This is a genomic window from Pseudonocardia broussonetiae, assembly GCF_013155125.1.
GTDB classification, from domain to species: Bacteria; Actinomycetota; Actinomycetes; order Mycobacteriales; family Pseudonocardiaceae; genus Pseudonocardia; species Pseudonocardia broussonetiae.
This window is the reverse complement of sequence record NZ_CP053564.1, coordinates 4606047-4624782: the sequence shown is the minus strand read 5'-3', so window position 1 is coordinate 4624782 and position 18736 is coordinate 4606047. Positions and strand designations below refer to the sequence as shown.

Sequence of the window (18736 nt, the reverse complement as noted above, 5' to 3'; positions counted from 1 at the left end):
GGACCAGAAGGAGACCCATGGCAGCCGAGAACGCGCGGTCGACCATCCGCCTGTCGCCCATGGAGGTCCCGAAGGCCTCGGACGTGCTGGCCAACGAGCTGCGCGAGCGGATCCTGTCCGGGGAGTACCCCGAGGGCACGCCGCTGCCGCCCGAGCGCGAGCTCGTCGTGCAGACGCGGATGAGCCGCACCACCGTCCGCGAAGCGCTGCGGGTGCTGGAGGTGCAGGGCCTGGTGCGGATCAAGGCGGGCCGCGCGGGCGGCGCCTTCGTGCAGAGCCCGGGCCAGGAGTCCGTCGCCACCACGCTCGACCTGCTCATCCGCGGCCGCCGGATCCGGCTGGCCTCGGTGCACGAGACGCGCGAGGCGATCGAGCCCTCGTGCGCGCGCCTGGCCGCGCTGCACCGCACCACCGGCGACCTGCAGCGCCTCGACGCGGCCAACGAGGCCATCGCCGCCGGGGGCAGCCTGGAGTCGTTCCTGCAGGCCAACGTCGACTGGCACGTCGGCGTGGCGACCGCCGGGCACAACGAGATCCTGACCGGCATCATGATCGCCCTGTCGCGCGCGATCTACACTGTCACGCACAACGCCGGCTTCGTCGACGACGAGGTCCGCGACATCACCGTCCGCGCCCACCGCTCCGTGACCCGCGCGATCCGGGACCGCGACCCGGACGCCGCCGTGCGCCGGATGAGCCGGCACGTGCACGCCTACGCCGCCGCGGCCCTGGAGGTCGAGGAGCGCACCGCGATCACGGTGCCCGCCACCGACTGAGGCGTGCGCGAGGGGCGCGTTCACGAGCGGACGGGCTTCGAGCGGGGCATCCCGAGCATCCGCTCGGCCACGATGGTGCGCTGGATGAACGTCGAGCCGCCCGCGATCGCGGTGCCGCGCGCCTGGTAGGCCAGGCGCTGCCAGCGGGCGTCGAGCGCGTCCTGCTCGTCGGGGGCGAGCTGGCCGCCCAGCGGGGCCAGCGAGAGCCGGAAGTCGGCGAGGTCCTCGACCAGCGGGCAGAAGTAGAGCTTGCCGATCGACGTCACGGGCCCGGGCGCCCCGTCGTCCGCGGCGATCGTGAGCACCCGCCGCCCGATCGCGTGGTGCACCAGCGCCCGCCCGTAGAGGTCGGCGACCTGCTGGCGCACGAGCGGGTCGGCGCCCAGCGGGCGCCCGTCCTCGTCGGTGAGGCGGCGGACGTCGGCCACCAGGTCCTCGACGGCGCGGGTCGTGTTCACCCGGCCGGTCGCGATCCCCACCCGCTCGAAGCCCAGCATCGCCATCGCGACGCGCCAGCCGCCGTCGACCTCGCCGAGGACGCGGTCGTCGGGCACGAACACGTCGTCGAGGAAGACCTCGTTGAACTCCGCCTCGCCGAGCATGTGCACCAGCGGCCGGACCGTGACGCCCGGGCCGTCCATCGGCAGCAGGAAGCAGGTGATGCCGCGGTGGCGCTCACCGCCGCCGGTGCGGGCCAGCAGGATCGCGTGCGCGGCCAGGTGCGCGCGACTCGTCCAGGTCTTCTGCCCGTCGATCCGCCAGCCACCCTCGACGCGGGTGGCACGGGTGCGCAGCGACGCGAGGTCGGACCCGGAGTCGGGCTCGGAGAACAGCTGGCACCACAGCTCGTCGCCGGTGAGGATCGGGCGCAGGAACCGCTCCTTCTGCGCCTCGGTGCCGAACGCGACGATCGTCGGCCCGGCGAAGTCCTCCCCCACCGTGTTGAGCCGCTCCGGGGCGCCCGCGCGGTCGGCCTCCTCGGTGAACACCGCGCGCAGTGCCGCGTCGACGCCCTGCCCGCCGTACTCGCGCGGCCACGACAGCCCGGCGAACCCGGCCTCGGCGAGCATCCGCTGCCACGCGCGCCAGAACGGCAGCTTCGCGGTGAGGCCGGGGGGTTCGGGCCAGGGCAGCCGCGGCAGCGCGTCGGCCAGCCAGCCCCGCACGCGCTCGCGGAACGCGGCCTCCTCCGGCGAGTCGGCGAGATCCACTGCTCCTCCTGCCCGGGGCCGGCCCGAGAACGGTCGACCGCAAGAATGGTCTGGCCGAATGATGGGCAGCCCCGGACCGCGGTGTCAAGGCGGGGGCGGATCCCCTGCCCCACCCCCGGCACGCCGGGGCGGATCCCCGGACCCCGCCCCCACGGGCCGGGTCGCGACCGGATCCGCGCGGGCCGCCGCGCCCCTAGCGTCGTACGCAGCCGGATCGGCCCGGCGACGACCTCCCGGGCCGATCCGCCGCCCACTCCCGAAACCTCCGCACCTCCCGAGGCGTCCACACCAGTACCGAGACCTCCGCACCACCACGAGACCTCGCACCACCACCGAGACCTCCGCACCACCACCGAGACCGGAGCCCGCCATGTCGACCGCGCCGCCCTGCCCCGCCCCCGCCACCACCGCCCCGCTCACGGCGGCCGACCGCTGCGACCGCTGCTCGGCCGCGGCCTGGGTCCGCGTCCACCTCGCCGCGGGCGACCTGCTGTTCTGCGGCCACCACCACCGCGCCCACCGCGAGGGCCTCGCCCGCGCCGGCGCGGTCGTCACGGCGTCGGTCCGGTGAGCGCGCCGGAACCCGCCGGGGGTGTCGCCGGCGGCCGTGCGGGTACACCGGTCGTCATGAACGACGCACTGACCTCGCGGGACAGAGCCGTGCTGCGGGCGGTACACGCCGGCCGCTGCCGGCTGGCGGGGACCGGAGCAGTGGTGCTGGTGGTCGACGGTGTCGCGTGCTGCGACCAGTTCGCCGCCGCACGGCTCGTCCGCGACGGGCTCATCACCGCACCCGCGGACGGCGCCCCGGCGCGCCTGACCGCGGCCGGGCGCGCACTGCTCGCGGCGGCCTGACCCCGCCGGGCCCGGTTCCCCACCGGGCCTCGCCTCAGCGCGGCACGGCCTGCGCCGGCACCTCGACCCCGGGCGGGCTCGTGTCGCCGCTGACCCCGGGCGGGCTCGTGTCGCCGCTGGTGTCCGGGTGGCGGTCGTGCCCGGGCTCGGGCGGACCGCTCTCCTCCGGCTCGCTGCTGCGCACCTCGGCGGGGTCGACGTACTCGTCCGACGGGCTGCGCAGCGACCGGATCGCGGAGTTGAGGACGGCGAGCAGCGGCACGGCGAACAGCGCCCCGGCGATGCCCGCGACGACCAGGCCCGTGGCCACCGCCAGCACGACGGCGAGCGGGTGCAGCCGCACGGCCCGGCCCAGCAGCAGCGGCTGCAGCACGTGGCCCTCCAGCTGCATCACCGCGATGATGATCGCCAGCACGATCAGCGCCGACACCGGCCCGTTGGCCACGAGCGCGACCAGCACCGCCGCCCCGCCCCCGACGAGCGCCCCGATGATCGGCACGAACGCGCCGAGGAACACCAGCGCCGCGAGCGGCACGGCCAGCGGCACCCCGAGCACGCCCAGGCCGATGCCGATCGCGACGGCGTCGACGACGGCCACAGCCGCCGTGGCGCGGGTGTAGCTGACCAGCGCGGCGAGGCTGCGGCGCCCGGCGACGTCCACCCGCGAGCGCACGTCCGACGGCACCCCCAGCAGCAGGAACTGCCAGATCTGCGGCCCGCCCAGCAGGAAGAAGATCAGGGTGAACACGACCAGCAGCATCTCGGCCAGCGTCTCGCCGATGGTGGCCGCCGTCGTGATGGCGCCGGTCGTCAGCGACCCCTGGTTCTCCCCGATGACCGCGAGCACCTCCTGCTGCGCGTCGGTGAGCTGCTGGTTGCTGATGTGCAGCGGGCCGTCGCGCAGCCACGTCACGAGCGCGTCGACGCCCGCCGTCAGCTGCAGGGCCAGGTCCGGCACGCCGTTGACGAAAGCCATGACGACGAACGTGAGCACGCCCGTCAGGAGGGCGAGGCCGCCGACCATGACGACGGTCGTGGCCACTCCCCGCGGCACCCGGTGCTCGACGAGCCAGCGGACCGCCGGCGTCAGCAGGGCGGCGAGCAGCAGCGCGATGGCCACCGGCACGACCACGGACGCGAGCGTCGCCAGCACCTGCCCGATCACGTAGAGGGCCGCCACGACGACCAGCGCGCGCCACCCGACCGCCGCCGCGACGCGCAGGGAGCGCGGCACGCCGGTGCGCGCGTCGTCGACCGTCATGCGTCCACCACCCCGTCCGGGCCCGCACCGGGCCCGCCGGCCCCGGCGTACCCCGTCGCCGGCCCGCCGCACCGGTAGGCGGCCGAAGTTGGGCCGTTCGGCCCAGCTGCCCGGTCGGCCGGTGGATCACCGGGGGCCGCGGTCGCGGACCCGGTCCCGGACCGGGGGGGTCGCGTAGGGTGTGGCGCCATGGTCCAGGAGGAAGGCCGGTCGCCGGCCGGGGGCGGGCGGGAGCCGGGGGCGGAGGGATCCGCGGCCACGCGGGTCCCGGCGCGCGAGCAGCTCATGACCGTCACCGTCGACGAGCGTGACGAGGCGGTGGTGCTCACCGTCACCGGCGAGGTCGACGGCCTCACCGCGCCACGCCTGCAGGACGCCATCTGCGGCGTCTTCGACCGCCTCGACGGGCGGGTGCTCGTCGTCGACCTCACCTCTGTCGGGTTCTTCGGCTCCCCCGGGCTGCACACGTTGACGGTGAGCGCGCGGGAGGCCGTGGAGCAGCGCGGGCACCGGCCGCTGCGCATCGTCGTGGACGACACCCGGCCGGTGGTCCGGCCGATCCGGCACAGCGGTCTCGACGCGCTGCTGGCGCTCTACCACGACGTCCCGACCGCCCTGCGGGACCGCTGACCAGGCCATGGGTTGCGCGGTGGCCGGGAAGGGTATCCGCCGCTGATGGCGCCTCCCAGTGATCGCGGTGAGCCGACCGCCGGCCGGTCGCGGTCGACGGCGTCGCACGGCGCCCTGCGGATGCGCCTGCTCGCCGAGTGGGTGACGCCGTCACTGGCGCGCGACCGCACCGCGGAGTGGCTGCGCCGGCACCGCTGGCCCCAGGAGCAGCTCGACGACCTCGTGTTCGCCGTGTCCGAGGCCGTCAGCAACAGCGTCGAGCACGGCTACGGGATCTCGGCCCGCGATCCCGCCCGGCCGGGCCGCGGGCAGGTCGAGGTCGACGGCCACGTCCGCGGCACGCCCGACGGCCGGCGGCAGGCCGTGGTGACCGTCCGCGACGCCGGCACCTGGCGGCGCCCGGCGCGGGCCACGGGCGCCGACCGGGGGCGGGGCCTGGACCTCATGGCGTCCTTCATGGCCCACCTGCAGGTCGACGGCACCGCCTCCGGCACCACGGTCGTGATCACGTCGCCGCCGGTGCCCGCCTGACGCGACGCGCGCCGGGACGTCACGACAGGGCCGGCAGCACCTCGTCGGTCCAGAACCGGAAGAACTTCTCGTGGTTCCCGCCGACCTGCTGGACGTACAGCTCGTCGAACCCCGCGTCGACGAACGCCTGCGCGGCCTCGACGTAGGGCTGCGGGTCCGGCCCGCACGGCATCTGCACCGCCTCGCGCGGCACGAGCGTCACGGCGTCGGCGAAGTCCTGCGGCCGCGGGAGCGTCTGCGGGAGCTGGCCGGGCAGCATGTCGTTGGCCCACAGGCGGTGCGCGGTCTCGCGCCCGGCCTCCTCGGTCTCGGCCCAGCAGACCTTGATGCCGCCCTGCACGGGCTTGTCGCCGCCGCCGGCCTCGCGGAAGGTGCGCACGAGGTCGGCGTCGGGCGCGACGGTGCAGAAGCCGTCGCCGATGCGGCCGGCGAGCTCGGTGGCCTGCGGGCCGAACCCGGACACGTAGATCGGCACGGGCTGCTCGGGGAGCGTGTAGATGCGGGCGTCCTGCACCTCGTAGTGCTCGCCGTGGAAGCTGATCTGCTCACCCTCGTGCAGCAGCCGGATCAGCCCGACCGCCTCCTCCAGCATCGCGAGCCGCACCCCGACCGAGGGCCACGGGTCGCCCAGGATGTGCTCGTTGAGCGCCTCGCCGCTGCCGACGCCGAGCACGAACCGGCCCTCCAGCTGCACGGCGGCGGTGGCCGCGGCCTGGGCGATCACGGCGGGGTGGATGCGCATCGTCGGGCAGGTGACCGCGGTCGTGACCGGCACCGAGACCGTCTCCGACAGCGCGCCGATGACCGACCAGACGAACGGGCTCTGGCCCTGCTCGTCGGTCCACGGGTGGAAGTGGTCGGAGATCCACAGCCGGTCGAAGCCCGACTGCTCCGCGGCACGGGCCTGCGCCACCAGCTCGCGGGGGCCGTACTCCTCGCAGGACAGGAAGTAGCCGAAGCTCGTCATGGGCGCCGGATACCCGGTGCCCCACCACGCAATCGCGGGCGTCAGCCCGGCGCCGGCGTCCGCCCGCGGTGCTCGCCCGGGTCGGTGCGGAAGAGCTCGGGGCGCAGCCCGCTGATCTCCCGCAGGCCGGGCACGCCCACCTCGACCGCGGGTGGCCCCGGCTGCGCGGGCAGCACGACCTCCGTCGTCGCCTCGGGGGCGACCGGCCGCAGGTCCCGCAGCGCCGACTCGACGGTGGGGTAGGCGGAGAACCGGGCGAGGGCCTGGCGGACGCGCAGGGGCAGCACGAGCAGCCGGCTCGAGCAGCCCGTCAGGTACAGCTCGACGCCCGCCGCGCGGCTCGCCGGGGACAGGCAGCGCAGGAGGTCCAGCGCCGCGGGGTCGAACCCGGCGACCCCCGACAGGTCGACCAGCAGGAACCGCGTGTCGCGCAGGCCCGAGGTGACGAGGAGCAGCTGCGACTCCACGACCCGCACCAGCCGCGCCGCGCCCGCCACGTCCAGGTACCCGTTGACCCACAGGACCCGGACGGCCGGATCCGGCACGTCCACCGACAGCTGCACTGTTGCGCGCACGTCCACCTCCCAGGGTGGCGACGGTGCCACCGCGCCGAGGGTTCCCCCTCCACGGCGGCTCACACCCCCCAGGGCACCCCGATCGGCCGACTGCTCAGCCGGAGCGGCGACGGGCCACGAGCACGGCCGCGGTGACCGTCGCGACGGCCGCCGCGGCGACGATGCCCGGCTGCTCGCGGACGGTGGCCGCGACGGCCGGGGCGCGGTCGTCGAGGGTGGCGCGGGCGCGCGCGAGCTGCGTGCGGGCGAGCGCGGTGGCCTCGTCGCGGCGGGCGCGGACGCGGGCGGGCACGTCGGCGCGACCGGCGAGCTCCTCCACGGTCTCGCCGAGGTCGGCGCGCAGGGCGTCGAGCTCGGCGCGGGCGTCGTCGCTCATCGCCGCACCGCCGCCTTCACGGTCTCGACGTCGCGCCCGATGCCGGCCGCCGCCTGCTCCGGCACCGGCGGCACGGCGTCGCGGACGCGGTTGCGCCCGGCCAGCGCCAGCACCCCGGCCACCACGAACAGCACCGCGGCGACGACGAGCGCGGCGAGCCACACCGACAGGACGGTGGCGAGCCCGGCGACGGCGGCCGCGACGAGCGCACCCACCCCGTAGACGGCGAGCAGGCCGCCGGCCCCGGCCATCCCCGCGCCGACCCCGGCGCGCTTGCCCTTCTCCGAGAGCTCGGCCTTCGCGAGCGCCAGCTCGCCCCGCACCAGCTCCCCCACCTGCGCGGACAGCCGGGTCACCAGCTCCCCGGTGGACAGGTCGGCCGGCTCGGCCGGACGTTCGACGTCAACAGTCATGAGGCCGCGTACCCGGCCGGTCGCGCCGGCACGCCCCTGTCACCCGGTGGGGTGGCGGTCTCCTCCCCTTGACGCGCCCCCACCCTCCCGTGCATCGTCCCGTACACAGTACGACCCGATACAGGGCCGGCGTCCGGGAGTCGCGCGGGCGCCCGCCCGCGCCGTGAGGGAGACCGCCATGACCCCGTCCGACCCGGGTACCGCCGACTACGTCGTGGTGGGTGGGGGCACCGCGGGCTGCGTGCTCGCGCGGCGCCTGCTGGAGCGCACCGACGGCACCGTCCTGCTGCTGGAGGCGGGGGGTGACCCCGACGGCATCGGCTCCGTGACGACGCCGCACCGCTGGGTCGAGAACATCGGCGCCGCCCACGACTGGGGCTACACCTACGCCCCCACCGAGCACGTGGCCGGCCGGACGCTGTTCCTGTCGCGGGGGAAGGTGCTCGGGGGGTCGGGCAGCACGAACGCGCTGGTGTGGGTGCGCGGGCACCGCGCCGACTACGACGGGTGGGCCGCGGCCGGCGCCCAGGGGTGGGACCACGCGTCCGTGCTCCCCCACTTCCGCGACTGCGAGGACTGGGAGGACGGGGCGTCGGAGCAGCGCGGCGCGGGCGGGCCGGTGCGGATCGAGCGGCCCCGCGACCTGCACCCGGTGGCCGCGGCGCTCGTCGAGGCCGGGGTCTCCTACGGCATGCCCTACCTCGACGACGTCAACGTCGCCGAGCCGTGCGGCGTCGGCCCGATCAACACCGACGCCTCCGCGGGCGTCCGCACCAGCACCTGGACCGGGCACCTGCGCCCGGTGCTCGACCACGAGCGGCTCACCGTCGTCACCGGCGCGCGGGCGACCCGGCTGGTGATCGCCGGCGGGCGCTGCACGGGCGTCGAGTACGTCCGCGACGGGCAGCCCGCGGCGGTGTCGGCGAGCCGCGAGGTCGTGCTCGCGGCCGGCGCGATCGACAGCCCGAAGCTGCTGCTGCTCTCCGGCGTCGGCCCGGCGGCGCAGCTGCGCGCGGTCGGCGTCGACCCGGTCCTGGACCTGCCCGGCGTCGGGCGGAACCTGCAGGAGCACCCGATCCTGGGCGGGGTGTGCTTCGCCGCCCGCGAGGCGCTGCCGCCGCCGAACAACAACCTCGAGGGCACCACGGCGTTCTGGCGCAGCGACCCCGCCCTCGCCGTGCCGGACCTGCAGTTCGTCGCCGTGCAGATCCCCTACGTCTCGCCCGAGGTGGCCGCGCGGTTCCCGGTGCCGGAGAACGCGTTCGTCATCGCCCCGGGACTGATGACGGTGGCCAGCCGCGGCTTCCTGGAGCTCACCGGGCCCGACGGCGGGCTGCACGTCCAGCCGAACATGCTCGCCGAGCAGGCCGACGTGGACGCGCTGGTGACCAGCGTCGAGATCGCGCTGGACCTGGCCGCGCAGCCGGCGTTCGCGAAGCTCGTCGAGCGGCGCGCCGCGCCCGGTGACGACACGAGCCGGGCCGCGCTCGTCGACTTCGTGCGCCAGGCCGCGATGCCCTACTTCCACCCCGTCGGCACCTGCGCGATGGGCGTGCACGACGCGGCTGTCGTCGACCCGCAGCTGCGGGTGCGCGGCATCGACGGGCTGCGCGTCGCCGACGCGTCGGTCATGCCCACGATCACCTCGGCCAACACCAACGCCCCGACGGCGATGATCGCCGAGCGGGCCGCCGCGCTCGTCGCGGCCGGCTGACCGCCGTCCGACCGAGCAGGCCCGGCCCCCGCGGCCCCGTCCCGCGCCGGGGCGGGGCCGCACCCGTCCACCCCCTCCCCAGGGGGCCGGACGTCCTGTACCGTACTAAGTACCAAACGAAGGAGGGGCGATGCCGGAGACCGACGACGGGGTGCTCGACCTGGAGGTCGTGGGCCTGCGCCGCGAGTCCGACGGCGTGCTGTCGGTCGAGCTCGCCGACCCGCAGCGCCGCCTGCTCCCCCGCTGGGAGCCCGGGGCGCACATCGACCTGGGCCTGCCCGGGCACGTGCGGCAGTACTCGCTGTGCGGCGACCCCGCCGACCGGCGCCGCTACCGCATCGCGGTGCTGCAGGAGCCGCGCTCGGCGGGCGGCTCGCGGTTCGTCCACGAGCGGCTGCGGCCCGGCGACGTCGTCGAGGTGGCAGGGCCGCGCAACCACTTCCCGCTCGTCGACGCCCCGCGCCACCTGCTCGTCGCGGGCGGCATCGGGATCACCCCGCTGCTCGCGATGGCCGCGGCGCTGCACGGGCGCGGCGCCGACTGGCGCCTGGTCTACGGCGGGCGCCGGCGGGCGTCGATGGCGTTCCTCGGCGAGCTGGCCCGCTACGGCGCGGCCGTCGACGTCGTGCCCGAGGACGAGCGCGGCCGCCTCGACCTCGACGGCCTGCTCGGCACGCCCCAGGAGGGCACCGCGGTGTACTGCTGCGGGCCCGAGGCGCTGCTCGGCGCCGTCGAGCAGCGCTGCCTGGCCTGGCCCGCGGGGTCGCTGCACGTCGAGCGGTTCGCCGCGAAGGCCCGCGACGACACCGACCTGCGCGCCTTCGACGTCGTGCTCCGCCGCTCCGGGATGCGCCTGGCCGTCGGCCCGGCCGACTCGGCGCTCGACGTCCTCGACGCCGCCGGCGTCGTCGTCCCCAACGCCTGTCGCGACGGGGTGTGCGGCAGCTGCGTCACCCGCGTGCTGTCCGGCGTGCCCGAGCACCGCGACTCGCTCACCGACCCCGACCGCACCGACGTCCTGCTGCCGTGCGTCTCCCGCGCGCGCGGCCGCGAGCTGGTGCTGGACCTGTGAACCCCCTGGAGGCAGCCGTGACCGCAGCGCCCGACGCCGAGACCCCGAGGCGCCCGCGCCGCGCCCGGCCCGAGGTGCCCGCCGAGCCCGGACCGCCGGTGCAGGAGGGCGCCGACTGGCACACCTGGCCGACCTACGACGCCGCCGAGCTCGGCTTCCGCGACCACTGGTACCCCACGATCTGGGCGCACCAGGTCGGCGAGAAGCCGGTGCCGGTGACGGTGTGCGGCGAGAAGATCGTGCTGGTGCGCGACGGCGACGTCGTCCGCGGGCTGCACGACCGGTGCCCGCACCGCGGCGTGCCGCTGTCGCTGGGCCGCCGCCAGTTCCCGGGCACGATCAGCTGCCCGTACCACGGCTGGACCTACGGCCTGTCCGACGGCGCGCTGCGCGCCGTCATCACCGACGGCCCCGACTCCCCCATCTGCGGGCGCGTCTCGGTGGCGACCTACCCCGTCGTCGAGCGGATGGGCCTGCTGTTCGTCTGGATCGGCACCCTGGCCGAGGGCGAGGAGCCCCCGCCGGTGGAGCGCGACATCCCGGCCGAGCTCAACGACAACGCCTTCGTCCTGGGCGGACGCACCGAGATCCGCAAGGGCAACTGGCGCTTCGCCGCCGAGAACGGGTTCGACGAGGGCCACGCCAAGTACCTGCACAACACGGCGCTGTGGCGGCTGTTCAAGGTCATGCCGACGTGGAACCTCACCCGGATCGTCGAGCGCGACGGCTGGCTCATCCGCGTGCAGGACGAGGTGCACTGGGACGCCGAGTTCCCCGGCGTCGGCCGGTTCACGAACAAGCGGTGGTGGAAGCGGGCGCCGCTGCCCGACCGCCCGGGCAAGAACGGCGACGCCAACCCCGTGATCGCCGCGCTCGACCTGCCCGGCTTCGTCTCGATCCGGCTGCCCGGCATCCTGCGCGTCGCCTACCCGCAGTTCATCCACTACGAGTGGTACGTGCCGGTCGACGCCGACCACGTCCGGTACGTGCAGCTCATGGTGCGCTTCGAGACCGGGGCGAAGGCGCTGGCGTTCAAGGCGCGCTACCTCGCCGCGATCCGCTGGCTGTTCCACGGCCAGTTCACCGCGCAGGACGCCTGGATGGTCGACGTCATGGACTCCCCGCCGGAGCGGCTCTACCGCCCGGACCTGTCCCTGACGGCGTGGCGGCGGCACGTGGAGAAGTCCGACCTCGTCGTCCAGCCCACCGCGCCGCGGCGCGGGCACTGATGGCCGCACCCGCCGTCGCGCACGCCCTCACCGGACCGCCCGACGGACCGGTCACGCTCGTCCTGCACGGCGGCGGGCCCGGCTGCCACTCGGCGTCGGACTTCGCGGGGGTGCTGGCCCTGCGCCGCGACCGGCGCCACCTCGTCGTCGACCTCCCCCGCTACGGCGCCTCCGGCGCGCTCGACGACGACGGGCCGGCGTTCACCGGGTACGCGGGCGTCCTCGCGGGGCTGCTCGACCGGCTCGGCGTCGGCGAGGTCGACGTGCTCGCGCAGTCCCTCGGCGGATCGGTGGCGCTGCGCCTGGCCGCCGACGAGCCCCACCGGGTGCGGCGGATGCTGGTCATCGGCAGCGCACCCGTGCCGGGCGCCGACGCCGGGCTGGGCGCCCGGGTCCGCGCCGACTACTACGGCGGCACCGGCCCCGACCCGGAGAAGATGCGCCGGCTCATCGCCGACCTCGAGTGGCACGACGGCGACGCGGTCCCCGAGGCCACCGTGCAGGCGCGGTACCGGGCCAGCACGACCCCGGTCGCGCTGGCCACGGCGACGGGCGGGCGCGGCGCCCCCGAGGACCTCACCGACGCGCTCCCCCGCGTCGCCGCCCCGACGCTCGTCGTCCGGGGCCGCCACGACCCGTTCGCCCCCACCTCCTACGCCGCCGCGCTGGTCGACGCGCTGCCCGCGGGCGACCTCGCCGTGCTCGGCCGCACCGCCCACCACCCCCAGGCCGAGCGGCCCGACGCCGTCGCCCGGCTCGCCGCCTCCTTCCTCGACCCCGACCCCAGGAGCTGATCCGTGTCCCGCCCCGCCCTCGCCGCCGTCGCCGCCGCGCTCGCGCTCGCCGTCGCCGCGCGCACCGGCCAGCTCGCCCGCCTCGGGCGCGGCACCACCGTCCGCACCGTGCGGCCGCGCCCGTGAGCGCGCCCGTCCGCGCGTCCCGGCTCCCCGCGGAGCAGCGCGCGTGGGTCGAGGCCGCCTGGGAGCGGATCACGCCGGAGCGGCTCACCGAGCTCGTCGTCGGGATGGTCGACATCCCCAGCCCCACCGGCGAGGAGGCCCCGCTCGCCCGCTGGCTCACCGGGCGGCTCGCCGACGCCGGGCTGGAGGCGGCCTACCAGGAGATCGACGACCGCCAGGGCAACGCCGTCGGACGGCTGCGCGGCACCGGCGGCGGCGAGGACGTGCTGCTCTACGCCCCGATCGACACCCTCACCGTCGGCGACGCCGACGAGGACGTGCCGTGGATCGGCCCGGAGCTGCGCGCGGACATGGTGCCGGCCGCGCAGGTCCACGGCGACCACGTCCTCGGCCTCGGCGCGAGCAACCCGAAGGGCCACGGCGCCGCGGTCGTCGCGGCGGCCGAGGCGATCGCGGCCGCCGGGATCCCGCTGCGCGGCGACCTGCTCGTCGGCCTGGGCGCCGGCGGGATGCCCACCAACGGGCGCAGGGCCCGCGGGCTCACCCGCCGCAACACCGGTCAGGGCGTCGGCTGCTCGTTCCTGCTGGAGCAGGGCGTGTGGGCCGACCACGCGGTGATCGCCAAGCCGGGCTGGGCCGTCGCGTGGGAGGAGGTGGGGCTGTGCTGGTTCGAGGTGCGCGTGCGCGGCAGCTTCTCCTACGTCGGCAGCCGCCACCGGATGCCCTACCGCAACCCGATCGCCCACGCCGCGACCGTGATCACCGCGCTGGAGCGCTGGTTCCCCGAGTACAGCGCCCGGCACACCGACGGGCTCGTGGCGCCGCAGGGCATCGTCGCCGCGGTCGAGGGCGGGTGGCCGCGGATGGCGTCGGTGACCCCGGCGCTGTGCCGGTTCCACGTCGACCTGCGCACCAGCCCGCGTTCGACGCCCGCCGAGGTGCGCCGGGAGTTCGGGGCCGCCCTGGACGCGATCACCGCCGCGCACCCGGAGATCGAGCTGCACTGGGACATGGTGCTGGCGATCCCCGGCACGCACACGCCGCCGGACGCCCCGGTCGTCCGGGCCGCGACCGACGCGTGGGAGGAGCTGACCGGGCGCCCGCACGAGCCGATCGTGGCCAACAGCGGCGCCACCGACGCCAACATCCTGCGTGCCCGCGGGCTGCCCACCGCCCGGATCGGGATGGACCGGATCGGCCCGGACGCCCCGCTGCCGCTGGACTTCCCGTCCGGCATGAACGTCGTCGACGTCCGGGAGGCCGTCCGGCTGACCCGCCACCTCGTCCGCACGGCCGTCGCGCTGTGCTCCCGGGAGAGCTGATGAGCGAGATCGTGATCGGCGTCGGGGCGTCGCACAGCACCCTGATGAACACCCACTGGGCCGAGGTCGACCACCTGCCGGCCGCCCACGCCTTCCGCGACGGCCTCGCCGCCGCCCGCGACGCCCTGGCCGCCGCCCGGCCCGACGCCGTGGTCGTGCTGGGCTCCAACCACTTCCGCGGCATGTTCCTCGACCTCATGCCGGCGTTCACCGTCGGCGTCGGGGAGGTGCTGGGCGCGGGCGAGGCCGGGACGCCCGCGGGGCCGCTGCCCGTCGACACCGCGCTGGCCCGCACCGTCGTCGACGGGCTGGTCGGCGCCGGGTTCGACCCGGCGTTCTCGCTGCGGCTCACCGTCGACCACGGCGTGACGCACGCCCTGCAGCACCTGGTGCCCGCGCTCGACGTGCCGGTGGTCCCGGTCGTGATGAACATGTTCGCGCCGCCGCTGCCCCCGCTGCGCCGCTGCCACGACCTGGGCACCGCGCTCGGCGCCGCGCTGCGCGCCGACGGCACCGACCGGCGGATCGCGGTGATCGCCTCGGGCGGGCTGTCGCACCGGCTGCCGTGGCCGAAGTGGTTCGCCGCGCTCTCCGACGACGACCGGTTCCTCGTCGAGGCCTGGCTGGAGGGCCGCGGCTCGTGGGGCGACTACGAGGTCCGGCGTCGTGAGATCATCCGCGCAGCGAAGCCGGACATCAACCCCGCCTTCGACGCCTGGTTCCTCGGCCTGCTCGAGACCGGCGACCTGACGGCGGTCCTGGACCGCACCAGCGACGAGATCGACGACGAGGCCGGCAACGGCGCGCAGGAGATCCGCGCCTGGGTCGCGATGGCCGCCGCCCTGACCGGCGCGGGCGGCCCGCCCACCGGCACCACCCTCGCCTACGCCGAGATCCCCCAGTGGCTCACCGGCATGGGCGTGTCCCTGCTCCGCCCGACCCCCCTGGCCCCCCTGGAGACCGCGTCATGACGATCTGGACCGACCTCGCCGGCACCGACTTCGAGGTGTCGCACGCCCCCGTCGGCGGCACCCCCACCCGCGTCCTGCGCGCCGGCACCGAGGGCGAGCACGTCGTCCTGCTGCACGGCACGAGCGGGCACCTGGAGGCGTTCGTCCGCAACATCCCGGCGCTGTCGGCGAAGTTCCGGCTGCACGCCCTCGACATGCTCGGCCACGGCTACACCGACAACCCCGGCGGCGACCTGCGCATCCCCCGCTACGTCGACCACGTGCTCGCCTACCTGGACAGCCGGGGCATCGAGCGGGCGAGCTTCATCGGGGAGTCGCTGGGCGGCTGGGTGGCCGGGCGCCTGGCCGCCGACCACCCCGAGCGGGTGGGCCGCCTCGTCCTCGTCGCGCCGGGCGGCACCGTCGCCAACCCCGAGGTGATGGACCGGATCCGCACCAGCACCCGCACCGCCGTCCGCACCGACGACCGCGCACTGACCCGCCGCCGCCTCGAGCTGCTCATGCACGACCCGGCGAACGTGAGCGAGGAGCTCGTCGACGTCCGGCACGCGATCTACCACCGCCCGCAGTTCGTGGCGGGCATCGACGAGCTGCTGTGCCTGCAGCAGATGGACAACCGCACCGAGGACCTGCTCAGCCCCGAGCAGATGGCGCGGATCGCCGCGCCCACGCTCATCGTGTGGGGCGCGCAGAACCCGTTCGGCGACGTGCCCGAGGCGCACCGGATGCAGCAGAGCATCCCCGGCGCGGAGCTGGAGATCCTCCCGGAGTGCGGGCACTGGCCCCAGCACGAGCACAGCGCCCGGTTCGACGAGCTCGCCACGGCGTTCCTGGCATGAGCGGGGCCGGCATGAGGATCGGCCTGCGCGTCCCGCCGTGCGCGCCCGTGCCCGCGCTGGCCGCCTTCGCCGCCGACGCCGAGCGCCGCGGGGTCGACGAGGTGTGGTTCCCGGACTCGCAGCTGCTGTGGCGCGACGTGTTCGCCGTGGCGTCCGCCGCGGTCGCGGCCACCTCGCGGATCACCGTCGGCACGGCGGTCTCGAACGTCACCACCCGGCACCCGGCCGTCGTCGCGTCGGCGGCGCGGACGGTCGCCGAGCAGGCGCCGGGCCGGTTCGTGCTCGGCCTGGGCGTCGGCAACAGCTCGGTGCTGCCGGTCGGGCTGCCGCCGAGCACCGGCGCGGAGCTGCGCACCGGGATCGGGGTGGTCCGCGCGCTGCTGGCGGGCGACGAGGTCGACTTCGGCGGCGTCTCCTCGCGGCTGCGCGACCCCGTCGAGGTGCCGGTGCACGTGGCCGCGAGCGGGCCGCGGAACCTGCGGCTGGCCGGGGAGGTCGCCGACGGGGCGATCCTGCTCTCCGGCGTCGCCCCGGCCCCGCTCGCCGCGGCGACCGCGCGCGTGCAGGAGGGCGCCGCGGCCGCCGGGCGCCCGCCCGTGCCGATGACGGTGTCGGCGTTCTGCCGCGTCACCGACGACGTCGAGCGCGACGCCCGCGAGCTCAAGCCGATCTGCGCCGGCATCGCCCAGAACGGCGGCGCGCAGTTCCTCGCGCTGGCCGGGGTGCACGTCGACGTCCCGGCGCACGTGCCGGGCGTCTACCCCGACCTGGTGCACGCCGAGGACTGGGACGCGGCGGTCCGCGCGTGCGACCCCTACGTCTCCGACGCCGCGGTGGCCGCGTTCGCGCGCGAGTTCTGCCTGTTCGGCACGGCGAAGGAGATCGTCGCGCGGATCGGGGAGGCGGCCGACGCGGGCGCCGACGCGGTGTTCCTGCAGCACGTCGGCTCCTACGACCTGCCGCACGCGCTGCTCGACGGCCTGGCCGCGCAGGTGCTGCCGCTGCTGCGCTCATGATCCCGTGACCCTCCTCACCGACTTGTCGGCCCGCGCCCGGGCCGCCGCCCGCGACGCCGACGCCCTGGTGCTCGCGGAGGCGGCGCGGCACGTGCTCGACACGGCCGCGTGCGTCGCGTCCGGGTCGACCCATCCCCTGGCCGCGCGCTGGGTGCCGTTGCTGCCCACCGCGCCCGACGGCGTCGCGGCGCTGGGCGCGCCCGGGGCGTGGGCGGTGGAGACGGCCGTCGAGATCGACGCGACCCTGGCCCACGTCGACGAGTTCGACCCGCTGCACGGGCCGGCGGCCGTCGCGCCCGGGGCGGTCGTGGTGCCCGCGGCGCTGCACGTCGGGCGCGCGCTCGGCGCGAGCGGGCCGGACGTGCTGCGCGCGGTCGTCGCGGGGTACGAGGCCGTCGCCGAGGCGTCGCTGCGCTTCGGCGGACCCGCCCTCTACCGCGCGGGCTGGTGGCCGACGGCGCTGTTCGGCGCGCTCGGCGCGGCCGCCGCGACGGCGCTGCTGCTGGACCTCGACGGTCCGGCCACCACCACCGCGCTCGCCCTGGCCTCGGCCCCGCTGGGCGGCCTGCTCAGCGCCGACGACCTGGGCGACGCCCACTACCTGCTGTGCGGGCGCGCCGCCGCGCACGGCGTCCGGTCCGCGCGCGGCGCGGCCGCGGGCCTCACCGGGAGCGCGACGCTGCTCGACGCCGGGCCGCCGGGCCCGCCCGGGCCACCCTCGCCGCCCGGTCCCCCGCACCTGGTGGGCACCGCGCTGAAGTCCTGGCCGTGCGCCCGCCCGCTGCACACCGCGCTGGCGGCGCTCGAGGAGCTCGGGGCCGACGGGGCGGACGGACCCGTGCGGATCGCGCTGCCTACCGCCGCGCTGCGGTTCGTCACCGGCGAGCGCCAGCCGTCCGGGCCGGCCGAGGCCGCGGCGAGCGCCGCCGTGGCCGTCGCCGGGGCGCGGGCCGGGCGGGCGCGCGACCCGGGCTGGTACCGCGACCCGGGCGCCGCCGCCGACGTCGTGCTGGACACCGATCCCGACCTCGACGCCGCGTTCCCGGCCCGCTGGGGCGCGGTCGTCACGGTCGGCGGGGTGAGCCGTCGCGTGCTGGTCGCCCCCGGCGACCCGGACCGCCCGCTGTCGGCCGGTGCGTTGCGCGCCAAGGCCTCGCGGCTGCTGGGCACCGCACGCGACGACCCGCGGACCACCGCCGTGCTCGGGCTCGCCGGCGCACCGCTCGTCGCACCGGTCCTGGACGGGCTGCTCGCCGCGGCGGGCCCCGCTCGGCCGGCTGCGGACGGACGTGGAACGCTCGTACGGGACGATGTACCCCCGACGACGGGGCCGGACGAGGAGGCACGATGGCGCGCACGGCCGGGGGGCGCAGCACGCCCCTGACCCCGGAGCGGATCATCGACGCCGCCCTGCGCATCTCCGACGCCGAGTCCGACCTCGACCGGCTGACGGTGCGGCGCCTCGCGGCCGAGCTCGGCGTCGGCACGATGACGCTCTACAGCTACTTCCGCAGCAAGGACGAGATCCTCGACGCGATGGCCGACCACGTCCTCGGCGGGATGCGGCTGCCCGCCGAGCCCGCGGCCGGGCCGGCCGAGGCGCTGCGCACGGTGGCCGACGCGTTCCTCGCGATGATGCGCGAGCACCCCAGCGTCGTGCGCCTGCTCGCCACGCGCATCACCAACAGCCGCACGGCGCTGCGCGGCGCGATGGAGTCGGTGCTCGGGCACCTCGTGGCGTCCGGCATCCCCGGCCCGACGGCCGTGCGCTGCTACGGCTTCCTCATCACCTACGCCATCGGCTTCGTCAGCTACCAGACCCCGCGGCCGTGGGGGCACCAGGACGCCGAGGAGTCCGCGGAGGTGCGCCGCCAGCGCCGCCACTTCTACGCCGGGCTGCCGCTCGAGGAGTTCCCGCAGATGGTGGGCCTGGCCGAGCACCTCGTCGACCTGCCCGGCGACGAGCAGTTCCACGCCGGCGTCGACGCCTTCGTGGAGTCGGTCGTGCGCGGGCTGGACCGGTCCGCCACCGGGACGTGACGCGGCTCCCTTGACCGC

22 protein-coding genes are annotated in these 18736 nt (G+C 76.4%); 16 read left to right on the top strand and 6 right to left on the bottom strand.

The features are described from left to right. The first annotated feature begins 17 nt into the window (after positions 1-17). Positions 18-776: a FadR/GntR family transcriptional regulator gene (locus tag HOP40_RS22600; protein ID WP_205346876.1), complete on the top strand. Its 759-nt coding sequence runs from the start codon at positions 18-20 to the stop codon at positions 774-776. Between the two features lie 20 nt (positions 777-796). Here the strand turns inward: HOP40_RS22600 and HOP40_RS22595 are convergent, their stop codons facing one another. Further along, positions 797-1987, bottom strand: coding sequence for an acyl-CoA dehydrogenase family protein (locus HOP40_RS22595; RefSeq protein ID WP_172161739.1), 1191 nt, complete (start codon positions 1985-1987; stop codon positions 797-799). A gap of 370 nt (positions 1988-2357) precedes the next feature. Here HOP40_RS22595 and HOP40_RS22590 point away from each other — a divergent pair, with 370 nt between their 5' ends. After that, positions 2358-2558, top strand: a complete 201-nt coding sequence (locus tag HOP40_RS22590) for a DUF7455 domain-containing protein (protein ID WP_172161737.1) — start codon at positions 2358-2360, stop codon at positions 2556-2558. A 56-nt stretch (positions 2559-2614) separates the two neighbouring features. Beyond that, entirely contained in the window at positions 2615-2842 is a 228-nt protein-coding gene (locus tag HOP40_RS22585; RefSeq protein WP_172161735.1) for a hypothetical protein, read from the top strand. A gap of 34 nt (positions 2843-2876) precedes the next feature. Here HOP40_RS22585 and HOP40_RS22580 read toward each other — a convergent pair whose 3' ends face one another. Beyond that, complete coding sequence (locus tag HOP40_RS22580; RefSeq protein WP_172161733.1) at positions 2877-4103, bottom strand: AI-2E family transporter; 1227 nt, start codon at positions 4101-4103, stop codon at positions 2877-2879. A gap of 189 nt (positions 4104-4292) precedes the next feature. Here HOP40_RS22580 and HOP40_RS22575 point away from each other — a divergent pair, with 189 nt between their 5' ends. Together HOP40_RS22575 and HOP40_RS22570 are read left to right on the top strand one after the other, a co-directional pair. After that, positions 4293-4733, top strand: a complete 441-nt coding sequence (locus HOP40_RS22575; protein WP_172161731.1) for an STAS domain-containing protein — start codon at positions 4293-4295, stop codon at positions 4731-4733. 45 nt (positions 4734-4778) lie between these two features. Beyond that, positions 4779-5264, top strand: coding sequence for an ATP-binding protein (locus HOP40_RS22570; protein WP_172161729.1), 486 nt, complete (start codon positions 4779-4781; stop codon positions 5262-5264). Positions 5265-5283: 19 nt separating this feature from the next. Here HOP40_RS22570 and HOP40_RS22565 read toward each other — a convergent pair whose 3' ends face one another. The 4 genes from HOP40_RS22565 to HOP40_RS22550 form a co-directional block, all read right to left on the bottom strand. Beyond that, complete coding sequence (locus HOP40_RS22565) at positions 5284-6231, bottom strand: TIGR03557 family F420-dependent LLM class oxidoreductase (RefSeq protein WP_172161727.1); 948 nt, start codon at positions 6229-6231, stop codon at positions 5284-5286. A gap of 41 nt (positions 6232-6272) precedes the next feature. Then, a complete protein-coding gene (locus tag HOP40_RS22560; RefSeq protein WP_172161725.1) occupies positions 6273-6806 on the bottom strand; it encodes an STAS domain-containing protein in 534 nt (177 codons plus the stop codon). Between the two features lie 94 nt (positions 6807-6900). Beyond that, on the bottom strand, positions 6901-7182 hold the full coding sequence (locus HOP40_RS22555; RefSeq protein WP_172161723.1) for a DUF3618 domain-containing protein: 282 nt from the start codon (positions 7180-7182) through the stop codon (positions 6901-6903). After that, entirely contained in the window at positions 7179-7595 is a 417-nt protein-coding gene (locus HOP40_RS22550) for a phage holin family protein (protein ID WP_172161721.1), read from the bottom strand. The genes HOP40_RS22555 and HOP40_RS22550 overlap by 4 nt, the downstream gene beginning before the upstream one ends. Before the next feature lie 178 nt (positions 7596-7773). Between HOP40_RS22550 and HOP40_RS22545 the strand changes: the two genes are divergently transcribed. The 11 genes from HOP40_RS22545 (at position 7774) to HOP40_RS22500 (ending at position 18718) form a co-directional block, all read left to right on the top strand. After that, entirely contained in the window at positions 7774-9309 is a 1536-nt protein-coding gene (locus tag HOP40_RS22545) for a GMC family oxidoreductase (protein ID WP_172161719.1), read from the top strand. Positions 9310-9439: 130 nt separating this feature from the next. Continuing rightward, complete coding sequence (locus HOP40_RS22540) at positions 9440-10381, top strand: PDR/VanB family oxidoreductase (RefSeq protein WP_172161717.1); 942 nt, start codon at positions 9440-9442, stop codon at positions 10379-10381. 17 nt (positions 10382-10398) lie between these two features. Beyond that, entirely contained in the window at positions 10399-11610 is a 1212-nt protein-coding gene (locus HOP40_RS22535; RefSeq protein ID WP_205346875.1) for a Rieske 2Fe-2S domain-containing protein, read from the top strand. Continuing rightward, entirely contained in the window at positions 11610-12404 is a 795-nt protein-coding gene (locus HOP40_RS22530) for an alpha/beta fold hydrolase (protein ID WP_172161715.1), read from the top strand. The genes HOP40_RS22535 and HOP40_RS22530 overlap by 1 nt, the downstream gene beginning before the upstream one ends. A gap of 3 nt (positions 12405-12407) precedes the next feature. Further along, positions 12408-12530 carry a hypothetical protein gene (locus HOP40_RS36480; RefSeq protein WP_275691303.1) on the top strand — a complete coding sequence of 41 codons (123 nt, stop codon included), beginning with the start codon at positions 12408-12410 and terminating at the stop codon, positions 12528-12530. Beyond that, positions 12527-13852, top strand: coding sequence for a M20 family metallopeptidase (locus HOP40_RS22525; protein ID WP_172161713.1), 1326 nt, complete (start codon positions 12527-12529; stop codon positions 13850-13852). Before HOP40_RS36480 ends, HOP40_RS22525 begins: the two co-directional genes overlap by 4 nt. After that, positions 13852-14823 carry a DODA-type extradiol aromatic ring-opening family dioxygenase gene (locus HOP40_RS22520; protein WP_172161711.1) on the top strand — a complete coding sequence of 324 codons (972 nt, stop codon included), beginning with the start codon at positions 13852-13854 and terminating at the stop codon, positions 14821-14823. The genes HOP40_RS22525 and HOP40_RS22520 overlap by 1 nt, the downstream gene beginning before the upstream one ends. Next, positions 14820-15662, top strand: coding sequence for an alpha/beta fold hydrolase (locus HOP40_RS22515; protein ID WP_172161709.1), 843 nt, complete (start codon positions 14820-14822; stop codon positions 15660-15662). The genes HOP40_RS22520 and HOP40_RS22515 overlap by 4 nt, the downstream gene beginning before the upstream one ends. Before the next feature lie 11 nt (positions 15663-15673). Beyond that, the gene (locus HOP40_RS22510; RefSeq protein WP_172161707.1) at positions 15674-16678 is read left to right on the top strand and encodes an LLM class flavin-dependent oxidoreductase; all 1005 of its coding nucleotides are present in this window, start codon (positions 15674-15676) and stop codon (positions 16676-16678) included. A 4-nt stretch (positions 16679-16682) separates the two neighbouring features. After that, a complete protein-coding gene (locus HOP40_RS22505; protein WP_172161705.1) occupies positions 16683-18062 on the top strand; it encodes an MmgE/PrpD family protein in 1380 nt (459 codons plus the stop codon). Next, on the top strand, positions 18026-18718 hold the full coding sequence (locus HOP40_RS22500; RefSeq protein ID WP_172161703.1) for a TetR/AcrR family transcriptional regulator: 693 nt from the start codon (positions 18026-18028) through the stop codon (positions 18716-18718). The genes HOP40_RS22505 and HOP40_RS22500 overlap by 37 nt, the downstream gene beginning before the upstream one ends. Positions 18719-18736: the final 18 nt, after the last annotated feature.

Excerpts from the sequence above, each read along its gene's own strand:
- HOP40_RS22590 (WP_172161737.1), top strand. The coding sequence starts at position 2,358 with ATGTCGACCGCGCCGCCCTGCCCCGCCCCCGCCACCACCGCCCCGCTC.
- HOP40_RS22600 (WP_205346876.1), top strand. The coding sequence starts at position 18 with ATGGCAGCCGAGAACGCGCGGTCGACCATCCGCCTGTCGCCCATGGAG.
- HOP40_RS22510 (WP_172161707.1), top strand. The coding sequence starts at position 15,674 with ATGAGGATCGGCCTGCGCGTCCCGCCGTGCGCGCCCGTGCCCGCGCTG.
- HOP40_RS22555 (WP_172161723.1), bottom strand. The coding sequence starts at position 7,182 with ATGAGCGACGACGCCCGCGCCGAGCTCGACGCCCTGCGCGCCGACCTC.
- HOP40_RS22500 (WP_172161703.1), top strand. The coding sequence starts at position 18,026 with ATGGCGCGCACGGCCGGGGGGCGCAGCACGCCCCTGACCCCGGAGCGG.
- HOP40_RS22520 (WP_172161711.1), top strand. The coding sequence starts at position 13,852 with ATGAGCGAGATCGTGATCGGCGTCGGGGCGTCGCACAGCACCCTGATG.
- HOP40_RS22530 (WP_172161715.1), top strand. The coding sequence starts at position 11,610 with ATGGCCGCACCCGCCGTCGCGCACGCCCTCACCGGACCGCCCGACGGA.
- HOP40_RS22540 (WP_172161717.1), top strand. The coding sequence starts at position 9,440 with ATGCCGGAGACCGACGACGGGGTGCTCGACCTGGAGGTCGTGGGCCTG.
- HOP40_RS22575 (WP_172161731.1), top strand. The coding sequence starts at position 4,293 with ATGGTCCAGGAGGAAGGCCGGTCGCCGGCCGGGGGCGGGCGGGAGCCG.
- HOP40_RS22585 (WP_172161735.1), top strand. The coding sequence starts at position 2,615 with ATGAACGACGCACTGACCTCGCGGGACAGAGCCGTGCTGCGGGCGGTA.
- HOP40_RS22580 (WP_172161733.1), bottom strand. The coding sequence starts at position 4,103 with ATGACGGTCGACGACGCGCGCACCGGCGTGCCGCGCTCCCTGCGCGTC.
- HOP40_RS22550 (WP_172161721.1), bottom strand. The coding sequence starts at position 7,595 with ATGACTGTTGACGTCGAACGTCCGGCCGAGCCGGCCGACCTGTCCACC.
- HOP40_RS22515 (WP_172161709.1), top strand. The coding sequence starts at position 14,820 with ATGACGATCTGGACCGACCTCGCCGGCACCGACTTCGAGGTGTCGCAC.
- HOP40_RS22570 (WP_172161729.1), top strand. The coding sequence starts at position 4,779 with ATGGCGCCTCCCAGTGATCGCGGTGAGCCGACCGCCGGCCGGTCGCGG.
- HOP40_RS22565 (WP_172161727.1), bottom strand. The coding sequence starts at position 6,231 with ATGACGAGCTTCGGCTACTTCCTGTCCTGCGAGGAGTACGGCCCCCGC.
- HOP40_RS22545 (WP_172161719.1), top strand. The coding sequence starts at position 7,774 with ATGACCCCGTCCGACCCGGGTACCGCCGACTACGTCGTGGTGGGTGGG.